The organism is Halalkalibacter krulwichiae (assembly GCF_002109385.1).
GTDB lineage: Bacteria > Bacillota > Bacilli > Bacillales > Bacillaceae_D > Halalkalibacter > Halalkalibacter krulwichiae.
In genome coordinates this window covers 2,762,847-2,775,705 of the sequence record NZ_CP020814.1, presented here as the reverse complement: position 1 = coordinate 2,775,705, position 12,859 = coordinate 2,762,847, and the positions used below count along the sequence as shown (strand labels likewise).

Annotated in this window: 11 protein-coding genes and 1 pseudogene; all 12 read left to right on the top strand. The window is 38.0% G+C overall.

Annotated features, from left to right (window positions below; translation table 11 throughout):
* Window positions 1-7: 7 nt before the first annotated feature.
* The 12 genes and pseudogenes from BkAM31D_RS13985 (at window position 8) to ftsZ (ending at window position 12,828) form a co-directional block, all read left to right on the top strand.
* A complete protein-coding gene (locus BkAM31D_RS13985) occupies window positions 8-1,462 on the top strand; it encodes a UDP-N-acetylmuramoyl-L-alanyl-D-glutamate--2,6-diaminopimelate ligase (RefSeq protein WP_066150473.1) in 1,455 nt (484 codons plus the stop codon).
* A gap of 125 nt (window positions 1,463-1,587) precedes the next feature.
* Complete coding sequence (gene mraY, locus BkAM31D_RS13980; protein WP_066151117.1) at window positions 1,588-2,562, top strand: phospho-N-acetylmuramoyl-pentapeptide-transferase; 975 nt, start codon at window positions 1,588-1,590, stop codon at window positions 2,560-2,562.
* Window positions 2,563-3,905, top strand: a pseudogene (gene murD, locus BkAM31D_RS13975) (UDP-N-acetylmuramoyl-L-alanine--D-glutamate ligase). It begins immediately after the preceding gene.
* Between the two features lie 157 nt (window positions 3,906-4,062).
* Window positions 4,063-5,160, top strand: a complete 1,098-nt coding sequence (spoVE, locus tag BkAM31D_RS13970; RefSeq protein ID WP_066150467.1) for a stage V sporulation protein E — start codon at window positions 4,063-4,065, stop codon at window positions 5,158-5,160.
* Between the two features lie 260 nt (window positions 5,161-5,420).
* Window positions 5,421-6,518 (top strand): undecaprenyldiphospho-muramoylpentapeptide beta-N-acetylglucosaminyltransferase, encoded by a 1,098-nt coding sequence (gene murG / locus BkAM31D_RS13965; protein WP_066150463.1) that lies wholly within the window; start codon window positions 5,421-5,423, stop codon window positions 6,516-6,518.
* A gap of 88 nt (window positions 6,519-6,606) precedes the next feature.
* Window positions 6,607-7,521, top strand: coding sequence for a UDP-N-acetylmuramate dehydrogenase (murB, locus tag BkAM31D_RS13960; RefSeq protein ID WP_066150460.1), 915 nt, complete (start codon window positions 6,607-6,609; stop codon window positions 7,519-7,521).
* A gap of 121 nt (window positions 7,522-7,642) precedes the next feature.
* Window positions 7,643-8,425, top strand: a complete 783-nt coding sequence (locus tag BkAM31D_RS13955) for a cell division protein FtsQ/DivIB (protein WP_066150457.1) — start codon at window positions 7,643-7,645, stop codon at window positions 8,423-8,425.
* Window positions 8,409-9,128 (top strand): DUF881 domain-containing protein, encoded by a 720-nt coding sequence (locus BkAM31D_RS13950; RefSeq protein ID WP_066150454.1) that lies wholly within the window; start codon window positions 8,409-8,411, stop codon window positions 9,126-9,128. Before BkAM31D_RS13955 ends, BkAM31D_RS13950 begins: the two co-directional genes overlap by 17 nt.
* A gap of 7 nt (window positions 9,129-9,135) precedes the next feature.
* The gene (locus BkAM31D_RS13945; protein ID WP_066150451.1) at window positions 9,136-9,843 is read left to right on the top strand and encodes a DUF881 domain-containing protein; all 708 of its coding nucleotides are present in this window, start codon (window positions 9,136-9,138) and stop codon (window positions 9,841-9,843) included.
* A 1-nt stretch (window position 9,844) separates the two neighbouring features.
* Window positions 9,845-10,201, top strand: coding sequence for a small basic family protein (locus BkAM31D_RS13940; RefSeq protein WP_066150448.1), 357 nt, complete (start codon window positions 9,845-9,847; stop codon window positions 10,199-10,201).
* 170 nt (window positions 10,202-10,371) lie between these two features.
* Window positions 10,372-11,649: a cell division protein FtsA gene (gene ftsA, locus BkAM31D_RS13935; RefSeq protein WP_066150445.1), complete on the top strand. Its 1,278-nt coding sequence runs from the start codon at window positions 10,372-10,374 to the stop codon at window positions 11,647-11,649.
* A gap of 39 nt (window positions 11,650-11,688) precedes the next feature.
* Window positions 11,689-12,828, top strand: a complete 1,140-nt coding sequence (gene ftsZ, locus BkAM31D_RS13930; protein WP_066150442.1) for a cell division protein FtsZ — start codon at window positions 11,689-11,691, stop codon at window positions 12,826-12,828.
* Window positions 12,829-12,859: the final 31 nt, after the last annotated feature.

The window sequence follows — 12,859 nt, the reverse complement described above, 5'->3', positions numbered from 1 at the left end:
TTTAATAATGAAGCTACAAGAGCTGTTAAAGCCATTGCGTTTTCAAAAAAATGAAATTGCTGACAATCCCAATGTAACATCATTGGAAATGGATTCAAGAAAAGTGAAAGTAGGAACTGTCTTTATTTGTATAAAGGGCTATACAGTGGATGGGCACGATTTTGCAGAACAAGCCGTTAAGCAAGGGGCGGTCGCGATTATCGCTGAACGCCCTCTTTCTGTCTCTGTTCCCGTTATTATTGTAAATGATACAAAGCGGGTCATGGCAAAATTGGCATGTCATTTTTACAATAATCCAACCGAGAAACTCCATCTTATTGGTGTGACAGGTACCAATGGGAAAACAACAGTGACTCATTTAATTGAAAAAATTATGCAAAATGCCAAAAAGAAAACTGGCCTAATTGGAACGATGTATACGAGAATTGGAGAGGTTGAGCAAGAGACTGCTAATACAACACCTGAGTCTTTACCATTGCAGCAATTATTTAATCATATGGTCGAAGAAAAAGTTGAAACTGTTATGATGGAAGTTTCTTCACACGCGCTTCATTTAGGAAGAGTTAGAGGTTGTGAGTTTGATGTAGCAGTCTTCACGAATTTATCTCAAGATCATTTAGATTACCATCAATCGATGGAAGCCTATTTATATGCTAAAGGATTATTGTTTGCTCAGTTAGGTAATACATTCTCAAATAAAGTGGCTGTATTGAATGTTGATGATCCGGCTTCAGCTGAATTATCTCGTCTTACAACGGTAGATATTGTTACATATGGGGTTGAAAAGAAAGCTGATATTAAAGCTGAAAATATTGAGATCACGCCTGCAGGCACAAGCTTTGATGTAAGTGTGTTTGGCGAGCGTTATAGCGTTTCAATGAAATTAATTGGGATGTTCAGTGTTTACAATGCTTTAGCTGCTACAGCCGCTGCGCTAGTCTCAAACATTCCTTTTCCTGTAATTAAAGAGAGTTTGGAAGAGATAGAGGGAGTCGCAGGCCGTTTTGAGACGGTAGATGAAGGGCAAGATTTTACAGTAATCGTTGACTATGCGCATACGAGTGATAGTCTTGAGAATGTATTGAAAACAGTCCAGGAATTCGCTCAAAAAGACATTGTTGCGATAGTAGGATGTGGTGGTGATCGGGATAAAACTAAACGCCCGCTTATGGCTCAGGTAGCCGTTAAACGATCAGATCGAGCAATCTTCACTTCAGACAATCCACGTTCTGAAGATCCAAATGAAATCATTAAGGATATGATCGCAGGAGTTAAAGAAGGCGAGTACGTCGCTATTGTTGATCGTGCACAAGCGATTAAACAGGCAATTAAAGAGGCAAAAAAAGGTGATATTATAGTTATTGCCGGAAAAGGCCATGAAACCTATCAAGATGTAGGGGGCAAAAAGCATCATTTTGATGATCGTGAAGTTGCAAGGGAAGCCTTAGCCAAACGCAAGTGAAATGTTATTAGTAGACATATCGGGAGCGGACGAACGATACATTATGTAGAGGATTCTAGTTAAAGGCCCGCTCCTACCAATTAAAAACGCATTTACAGTTGAATAGAAAGGGGGAATGATCGGTGATGTTAGAACGTGTATTACTTCTTACTTTACTGCTTTCATTTCTTATTGCTGTCCTTCTCTCTCCCATCTTTATACCTTTTTTAAGAAGGCTTAAATTTGGGCAAAGTATTCGAGAGGAAGGACCGAAATCTCACCAAAAGAAAACAGGTACTCCTACAATGGGTGGTATCATAATTGTTCTATCTATATTAGTGACCACTGTCTTTATCTCTACTCGGTTCTTGTCGTTCAGTCAAGAAATTTTATTGTTATTATTAGTAACCGTTGGATTTGGTCTAGTCGGGTTTCTTGATGATTTTATCAAAGTTGTACTTAAAAGAAATTTAGGCTTAACATCAAAGCAAAAATTAGCTGGACAGTTATTAATTTCCATTCTTTTTTATATTGGACTCATTCAAATGGATATTTCCACAGCGATCACAATTCCAGCTACAGGGTTTTCTATTGAACTAGGTTGGCTGTATTTACCTCTTGTTATCATTATGTTAGTAGGTGCTTCTAATGCTGTAAACCTTACAGATGGATTGGATGGTTTATTAGCTGGTACCGGAGCGATTGCATTTGGAGCTTTTGCTATCCTTGCATGGCATGCAGATTTGATTGATGTTTCAATTTTTAGTGCAGCGATAGTCGGTTCAGTTTTAGGGTTTTTAGTATTTAATGCCCATCCAGCTAAAGTGTTTATGGGAGATACTGGTTCATTAGCTCTTGGGGGTGCAATAGCTGCTATTGCGATTATGACTAAGATGGAAATATTACTCGTCATAATAGGTGGAGTATTTGTAATTGAAACACTTTCTGTTATTATTCAAGTTATTTCGTTTAAAACAAGAGGTAAGCGAATATTTAAAATGAGTCCTCTACATCATCATTACGAGCTATCAGGTTGGTCAGAGTGGCGAGTTGTCGTTACATTTTGGTTTGTCGGAATGATCTTTGCTGTAATCGGAATCTATTTAGAGGTGTGGTTGTAAATGGAAAATCAATACAAAGGGAAGAAAATCTTAGTCTTGGGCCTCGCTAAAAGTGGAGAGGCAGCAGCGAGATTGTTACATAGGTTAGGAGCAGATGTCACAGTAAATGACGGTAAGCCATATGAGGACAATCTTCAAGCGCGAGATCTACAATCGATAGGACTAAAGGTGATTTGTGGTCATCACCCAATTGAGTTGTTAGAAGAAGGTTTTGATATGATTGTTAAAAATCCCGGAATTCCTTATTCTAATCCAATTGTTGAGAAGGCGATCGAACAGAACATCCCTGTAGTTACAGAAGTGGAACTTGCTGCTAATATAAGTGAAGCTCCAATTATTGCAATTACTGGATCTAATGGTAAAACGACAACTACCACCTTGATCTACGAAATGTTGAAAGGTGGTAGTCGTGAACCTTTATTAGCTGGAAATATTGGGACTGTCTCGTGTGAAGTAGCAGAGAAAACAAATGAGCATCAAATAATGGTCTTAGAGGTATCAAGCTTTCAACTTCTTGGGACTCGCGAATTCCGACCGAAAGTCAGTGTCTTCTTAAATCTTTTTGATGCTCATTTGGATTATCATGGAACAAGAAAAGAGTACCTCCACGCGAAAGCTAAAATTACGGCTAATCAAACGACGGACGATTATTTTGTCTACAACTATGATGATTCAGACGTAGTTAAAGTTGCAGAGGTTAGTCAAGCTACTTTAATTCCATTTTCCACAAAGCAAGTACTTAATAAGGGTTTGTGTATAAAGGACAATGCGATTTGTTTTAGTGGACAACCACTAGTTGACATTAGCTCTGTTGTGTTACCTGGTGAGCACAATCTTGAAAATATATTAGCCGCAATCGGAGCTTCTATCACAATGGGGCTGAAATAGGGCGAATAAAAGAAGTGCTAAGTACTTTTTCGGGCGTGGAACATAGGCTTCAATTTGTTAAAGAAGTTGAGGGAAGACGGTTTTATAATGACTCAAAAGCAACTAATATTCTAGCTTCACAAAAAGCACTTGAAGCTTTTGAACAGCCAATTGTCTTATTAGCTGGCGGATTAGACCGGGGAAATGATTTTGATGACCTAATTCCTTCTTTGAAAAATGTAAAAGCTCTTATTGCCTTTGGGCAAACAAAGGAAAAATTAGCTAAGGCTGCAAATCAAGCCGGTGTAAAAACCGTCCTATTTGCAAACTTGATGGAGGACGCAGTTGATTTGGCTTTTAAACATTCTAATAAAGAAGATGTAGTTTTGCTTTCTCCGGCATGTGCGAGTTGGGATCAATATAAGACGTTTGAAGAGCGTGGAAAAAGGTTTGTAGAAGCAGTTCAAAGTCTATAAGAAACTAGATAAAACAGAGAGAGTGATCATTATGATTGCTCTCTTTTATAGTGGAGAAATGGACATGTTTATTATACCTCGTGCATACGATTAAGTTGAGGGGTTGTACAGGAGTGATCTGTAAACTTAATTCGTGGTGGATGAGGTGTTTAAAAGTATGTCAAAGAAGAGAACGGCACCAGATTATATTTTATTGGTTACCACGATTGCTCTTTTAGTAATCGGCCTAATCATGGTTTATAGTGCGAGTGCTGCTTGGGCGAGCTATAGGTTCGACGATTCCTATTTCTTTGCAAAGCGCCAGATGTTTTTTGCCGGACTAGGTATTATTGCTATGCTCTTTATGATGAAAGTAGATTATTGGACATGGAGGACTTGGTCGAAGGTAATCCTTATTATTTGCTTTATCTTATTGGTCATCGTTCTAATTCCTGGCGTGGGGCTTGTACGTGGCGGGGCTCGAAGTTGGCTTGGGGTTGGGGCATTTTCCATTCAGCCATCTGAATTTATGAAAATGGCGATGATTGCTTTTTTAGCAAAATATTTATCTGAAAATCAAAAGAAGATTGTTTCTTTCAAAAAAGGGTTAATCCCATCACTCTCTCTTGTCATGGTTGCCTTTGGCATGATTATGTTGCAACCAGATTTAGGGACAGGCGCAGTTATGGTTGGTACTTGTGTCATTATGATTTTTGTTGCAGGAGCAAGACTCAGTCATTTTGCATGGTTGGCGGTAGCAGGTTTAGTTGGCTTTGTCGCTTTGATTGCTTCAGCGCCATATCGAATTAAGCGAATTACTTCATTCCTTGACCCATGGTCTGATCCATTAGGAAGTGGCTTTCAAATTATCCAATCTCTATACGCGATTGGACCAGGTGGACTAATGGGGATGGGATTAGGTGAAAGTAGACAAAAATATTTTTACTTGCCAGAGCCACAAACCGATTTTATTTTCGCCATTCTAGCCGAGGAATTAGGTTTCATAGGAGGGTTTGTTGTTCTTTTCTTGTTTGGAATTCTTCTCTGGAGGGGGATTAAGATTGCTCTAGGTGCTCCCGATTTATTTGGAAGTTTTTTAGCTGTAGGGATTATTTCAATGGTTGCCATCCAAGTGATGATTAATATAGGAGTTGTAACAGGGTTAATGCCTGTAACCGGAATAACTCTTCCGTTGCTAAGTTACGGGGGGTCATCTTTAACGTTAATGCTAGTTTCTCTCGGTGTTCTTTTAAATATTAGTCGTTATACGAGGTAGTGCCAAAACTGAGTAATGAGTTGTTTATTGCTCAGTTTTTTTTGAACACAACCGTGAGTTAGATAACATAAGTCTTTTTCATTCTATAATTTCAGACTCACTTCTTCCGTTCAATACTGAACTTTTCTTGTCGATTTTACTTAATCCATGTGAAATTATGAAAGATAGCGGAAGGATAAAAAAACAAATGGGAATCGTGTATAATACAAGTTCTGTTCATGATAAAATGGTAGTAATTAATTTTTTCTGGGAGGAAACAGATGAGAGTAGTAGTAAGCGGAGGAGGCACAGGTGGCCATATCTATCCAGCAATTTCATTAATTAAAGAAATAAAACGCAAACATAAAGATGCTGAAATATTATACATAGGAACCGAAACTGGACTAGAAGCAGACATTGTACCAAGAGAGGGCATTCCGTTTAAGACAATCCGTATTTCTGGATTTAAACGGAAAATATCTCTAGAAAACATTAAAACTGTCACACGCTTTATAACAGGAACAAGCCGTGCAAAAAAATTAATAAATCAATTTAAGCCTGATGTTGTAATAGGAACAGGAGGGTATGTTTGTGGACCGGTTGTGTATGCTGCTGCAAAGTTAAAAGTGCCAACGGTCATACATGAACAAAACAGTGTTCCTGGTTTAACAAATAAGTTTTTAAGTAAATATGTTGATCGAATTGCGATATGCTTTGAAGAAGCCAGACCGTTCTTTCCAAATAAAAAGGTCGTATTCACTGGGAACCCACGAGCTTCAGATACGTTAAATGTTGATCCAGTGTCAGGTCGATCCTCATTAGGCTTAGATAAGAATAAAAAAACAGTACTTATTGTTGGAGGAAGTCGAGGAGCGCGACCAATAAATGATGCGTTCGTTTCTGTCATAAATGAATGGTCAGAAAAGAGTTATCAAGTTATTTACGTAACAGGTGCTGTCCACTATGATGCTGTCATGGAAAAAGTAAATGAAGCAGGTCTTGGTTCTAATGTTATTGTTAAACCATTTATTCACAATATGCCAGATGTTCTGGGAGCCATTGATTTGATTGTTGCTCGAGCTGGTGCTACAACTCTAGCTGAAGTTACGGCATTAGGCTTGCCAAGTATTTTAATTCCAAGTCCGTATGTAACGAATAATCATCAAGAGAAAAACGCTAAAGCGCTGAAGGATAGCGGGGCTGCAATTGTTCGAAAAGAAAGTGAAATGAATGGTCAAACTTTATTAGATGATATTGATTTTGTACTAACAAATGAAGAAAATTGGAGAGTCATGCATGAAGCAACTAAGAAACTGGGGGTACCCAATGCAGCAGATCATTTATATCAAGTATTAGTTGAAGTATCAAGAAAAAAGTGATGAAAACACATATAATTAGACGAACGCATAGGGTAGAAGTATAAAATGATTGTGAATACTTCTTAGAGTATGAAAAGAGGGAACTGAAATGAAACAATTTATAGAACTAATTAAAAAAGAAGATTTGGGACTTATAAAAGAAAATGAACCTTTGGCTAATCATACTACATGGAAAATTGGTGGTCCTTGTGATGTGTTAGTTGAACCTGCTAACTTAAATTGTTTAAAAAGGCTGATGGAGCTTATCCAACAGTATGAATTGCCATGGAGAGTGATTGGACGTGGTTCGAACTTATTAGTTGCTGATGGTGGTATTGAAGGTGTTGTAATTAAACTTGGTAAAGGGTTAGATCATTTAGAAATTAACGATGATGTGATTAGAGTGGGTGGTGGTTACCCCGTAATTAAATTAGCTACAGTTATTAGTAGAGAAGGTTTATCAGGTCTTGAATTTGCTGGGGGAATTCCAGGCTCTGTTGGTGGAGCTGTGTTTATGAATGCAGGAGCGCATGGTTCTGACATTTCAAATATTTTAAAAGAGGCTTTAGTTCTTTATCCTGATGGACGACTTGAATGGATTCAAACAGAGGATATGGGGTTTTCGTATCGAACGTCGCGTTTACAAAAGGAAAAAGGGATTTGTGTCGAAGCTGTATTTCAATTAGAAAAAGGAGAAAAAGAAAAAATAGTTCAGCATATGCAAGCGAATAAAGATTATCGTCGTGATTCTCAACCTTGGAAATATCCAACTTGCGGAAGTGTATTTAGAAACCCGCTGCCTGACTATGCTGGACAATTAATTGAAAAAGCTGGATTAAAAGGATTTCAGATTGGCGGAGCGCAAATATCTACAATGCATGCAAATTTTATCGTGAATATTGAGCAAGCAAAGGCTCAAGATGTAATGGATTTAATTTCACATGTCAAAGACACGATTAAAGACAAATACAATGTAGATATCGAGACTGAAGTAGAAATGATTGGTCGACAAAAAGAAGGATAAAACAGCTTAATTTTATCCAGAAATATGGTACAATTATTCCGATGATTGTAGATCTCCTTCCATTGAAAAAGGGGAAGGAGATCATTAAAATTTAGAAGTTATACAAGTCGGGGGAATGTAAATGAGTAAGGAAAAGGTTGTAACGATAAATGAACGAATTCCCACGCTGAAAGAACAACGGAAGCAGCGTGCAAATAGACGTTTGCTGTTTTTTTTATCTTTCTTTTTCCTACTTTTATTGCTAATGATTTATTTTCAATCCCCTCTTAGTCATGTGAGAAATGTAGTAGTTGAGGGTAATCATTTTGTAGCCGATGAGAAGATTATCAGTCTAAGTAAAATCGATAGTGGGACAAGCATTTGGAATCTAAATAAGAGTGAAATCGAACAAAGGTTGCTCGGACATATCGAGCTTTCAAAGGTTGATATTGAGAGGCAATTGCCAAGTACGGTAAAAATTAAAGTTGATGAATATGCACGAATTGGCTATTTGTTACGAGATGATGATAAGTACTATCCGATTTTAGAGACAGGGGAATTTTTAAATGAACTTCCTAATCAAACGTTCCCTTCTGACGCTCCATTATTGAACAACTTTGAACAAGGCGAACAATTATCTGAGCTTTCCGCCGAACTTCAAAAACTTTCTACTGAGCTAATCGAAAGAATTTCGGAAATCTTCTATCATCCAACTGAAGCTGATTCGTTAGCAGTAGTATTGTTTATGACTGATGGGATAGAGGTCCACACATCAATAAGGGATTTTGCTGATAACTTAGCACCCTATTCTTCAATCGTACAAGAATTAGAACCCGATAGTAAAGGAATTCTCCATATGAGAATGAGCCCGTATTTCGAGGATTTTGAGTTTGAGGAGGAGTCCGATAGTGAGAGTGAAGGGTAAACATGTAATTCTATCCTTCGTCTTGCTTGTAACCGGCTTTATTTTGGCACTAAGTTATGAAGTAGCAAATGAAAGGAATACAGCTTCATTAGCGCCGGGATTTGAAAGACAATGGGAGATAGAAGATGAGTTGAGAAACCAAGTCATCTCAGAGCAAACAGTAAATCGAAACCTTCAAGAAGAATTACAAATGTTGCAAACAGAAGTTAGAGAACTTGAAAATAACATAGCAACAATTGATCAAGAGCAAGAAGTAAAAGCACAAAATTTAATTGAAGATATTGAAAGGCTAAGAAAACTTGTCGGCCAAGTGAAGGTAGAAGGAACTGGAATTGAGATTTCGTTAGAAGATGCAGATTACGTTCCAGATGGAGAGAACCCAAATAACTATATTGTGCATGAATTCCATGTACAGCGAGTCGTTCACGAATTATTTGTGGCTGGAGCAGAAGCGATTGCCATTAATGGCTTTAGGCTAACCCACCAATCCTATATTCAATGTACTGGTCCTGTGATTCAGGTAGATGGTCAAACATCTTCTGCCCCTTTTGTAATAACAGCAATTGGTGATTCAGATCATTTAGAATCTGCGATTACTCTTCCAGGAGGAGTCCATCAACAACTCGTAAACGATGAGATCAGTGTCCGTATCCAGAAGAAAAATACGGTTACATTAGAACCTCACCTTGTGGAAAGTGGGTGAGTATTTAGTGGATAAGAAATGGATCTTTACAGTCGTTACTTTTATTATTGGGTTTATGCTCGCTATACAATTTCAAACGACACAAGAACCAGTTGTACGTGATACGCGAGATATTCGGGAATTACGTAAGGATTTGTTAGCTGAACAAGAGAGACAACAACAGTTAAGCTTGGAGATTGAAAAGCTAGATAGTTTAATTACCCAGTATCAAAATGCCACTGAAAATCGCTCTGAGGATATAACGGAAGTATTACTCCAGCAAGTCAATGATTTAAGAGCAGAAGCTGGTTTAAGTGAAATGGTAGGAGAGGGCTTGGTTATTACAATTGATGCGTTGTATAATGATCAATTCTTCGGACAGACGAGAAGAACACCTCCTCCTGATGTTCTCCGGTTTTTAGTCAATGAACTGAATATTTACGGTGCAGAAGAGATCGCAGTTGAAAATGAAAGATTAATCGCCACTTCAGCATTTCGAAGTGTCAACGGAATCACATACTTTAACAACCGCCGAATACCTCCTCTTCCGATTAAGATTAAAGTACTAACGGATAACGCTGAAAAATTGCAAAATCAAATGGTCGTATCTGCTTCGATTGATGAATTTGAAATTGAGGGTTTTTCCTTATCGATCGAAACCACTGATGAAGTGGAAATTCCTGCATATGACCAAGTGAGAAGAGTACGTTATATGAACGAGGTAAAGGAGGGGTAATATGTGGTTGCCGATTATTGGATTAGTAATTGGGATCATATTAGGTTTATTAACCGATTTCCGAGTGCCTGCAGAATATTCAAGTTATTTATCTATAGCGGTCTTAGCCGCTTTAGATACCCTTTTTGGTGGAATTCGTGCCTATCTACAAGAGACATTTGATTCAAATGTTTTTTTAACGGGTTTTTTCTTTAATATTCTTTTAGCTGCAGGTTTAGCTTTTCTAGGTGTACATCTTGGTGTAGACTTATATTTAGCAGCAATTTTTGCCTTTGGTGTCCGTTTATTTAATAATATTGCTGTCATTAGACGGTTACTATTGTCAAATTGGCAGACTAGGAATCAAAGTAATAGTTAAGTAAGGAAAAATAATAAAAAATTAAAAAAACAGCGTTTATAAAAAGGATAACGGTATCCTTTGTTGAATTAGTCTATAATCTATGAAGTTTTTAGCTGATTTTGAAATTTGATAGAGAATATAGTTGTTGTTATTTTATGGACGCATGAATTACAAGGAGGTGCCACAGATTGGACAACAGCGAGATTTACGTAAGTTTAGACATCGGTACATCCAATGTCAGAGTGATAATTGGGGAAATGTCAAATGGTTCAATGAATATTATCGGAGTTGGAAAATCAGACTCTGAAGGAATAAAAAAAGGTTCTATTGTTGATATTGACGAAACAGTAAGATCGATTCGTAGAGCGGTTGAACAAGCCGAGCGGATGGTTGGCTTATCCATCAAACAAGTGGTAGTTGGTGTTAATGGTAATCATGTTCAACTTCAACCTTGTCATGGAGTTGTTGCAGTTTCAAGTCCAGACAGAGAAATTGGAGATGAAGACATTACGCGTGTTATTGATGCGGCACAGGTGGTATCCATTCCGCCAGAAAGAGAGATTATTGATGTAATACCTAAACAATTTATTGTTGATGGTTTAGATGAAATTAATGATCCTCGTGGCATGATAGGCGTCAGGTTAGAGATGGAAGGTATGATTATTACAGGATCAAAGACGATATTACATAACCTTTTACGTTGTGTTGAACGAGCTGGATTACAAATAGCGGACATTTGCTTGCAACCTTTAGCAACTAGTTCTGTAGCAATCTCTAAAGATGAAAAAGGGTTAGGGGTTTGTTTAATAGACATCGGTGGTGGTTCGATTACTGTCTCAATCTTCGAGCAAGGAACTTTGCAAAACACCGTAGTTATTCCAGTTGGAGGAGACCACATTACAAACGATATTGCTGTTTGTTTACGTACCTCAACAGAAGAAGCTGAGAGAATTAAGATCAAACATGGTCATTCTTATATTGACGATGCTTCAAAGGACGAGGTATTTAATGTAACAACAATTGGTCGTTCTGAGACTGATGAATGTAGCCAATTCGATTTAGCTCATATTATTGAACCAAGAGTTGAAGAGATGTTTGAGCTAATATACCGGGAAGTTTTACGATTAGGCTATCGTGACTTCGCAGGGGGATATGTACTAACAGGCGGAACTGTTATGATACCTGGAGTACTTGACCTAGCAAGCGAATTGTTGCAAGGAAATGTTCGGGTCGCGGTTCCAGACTATTTAGGCGTAAGGGAACCACAGTATACTGCTGGTGTAGGGCTTATACAATTTGCTTATAAAAATGTTAAGGTTCAAGGCAAGGAGGTTGCAGCTGCGGTTGCTCCATCAGAAGCAAACCAAGAGCCAAAACGAGAAAAAAATGATTCATCTCAACCAAAGCCTGAAAAAACGAAATCAAAAGGTAAAGTGAAAAACTGGTTTAAAGTCTTTTTTGAATAGAAATGAAGCGGGATTTAGTCTGATTAGGGGGACCTTTATATGTTAGAGTTTGAAATGGATATGGAGCAATTAGCTCAGATAAAAGTAATTGGAGTTGGCGGCGGTGGAAGCAATGCCGTTAACCGTATGATAGAAAATGGATTGCAAGGGGTAGACTTCATTGCTGTAAATACAGATGCCCAAGCATTACATTTGTCGAAAGCAGAAACAAAGCTTCAACTTGGTGGAAAATTAACGAGAGGATTAGGTGCAGGTGCTAATCCTGAAATTGGGAAAAAAGCTGCAGAGGAAAGCCGTGAGCAATTAGAAGAAGTACTTCAGGGTGCTGATATGGTTTTCATTACGGCAGGAATGGGTGGCGGAACCGGTACTGGTGCAGCTCCTGTTATCGCTGAAGTTGCAAAGGAATTAGGCGCGCTAACAGTAGGTGTTGTTACTAGACCATTTACATTTGAAGGTCGAAAACGTTCAACACATGCTGCCTCTGGTATTCAAGCACTAAAAGAAAAAGTTGACACGTTAATTGTCATTCCTAATGATCGTCTTTTAGAAATTGTCGATAAAAACACTCCAATGCTTGAGGCTTTTAGAGAAGCGGATAATGTGTTACGTCAAGGTGTACAAGGTATCTCAGATTTAATTGCGGTACCGGGTTTAATTAACTTAGACTTTGCAGACGTTAAAACAATTATGAGCGAGAAAGGCTCAGCTTTAATGGGAATTGGTATTGCTACGGGTGAGAACCGTGCTAGTGAAGCCGCTAAAAAGGCAATTTCTAGTCCTTTATTAGAAACATCAGTTGATGGTGCGCAAGGTGTATTAATGAATATTACTGGTGGTTCAAACCTTTCACTATATGAAGTTCACGAAGCTGCAGAAATCGTTTCAGCTGCATCTGATTCTGAAGTGAATATGATCTTTGGATCAGTCATTAACGAGAATTTAAAAGATGAGATTGTTGTAACAGTAATTGCTACTGGTTTTGATGATGTACCAGCTGCTAATCAACAACGTTCGATTAGTCCAAAGGCAAATAAGCCACAACCTACTCAGGCTGCGCCACAAGAAGAGGTGAAGGAAAATCGCTTTGTTCAACAACAAAGTCAATCAGTACCTGAACCTTCTGATACATTAGATATTCCAACATTTTTAAGAAACCGTAGAAATCGTAATAGATAATTAAAAAAGAGTTGATTCATTTTGAATCAAC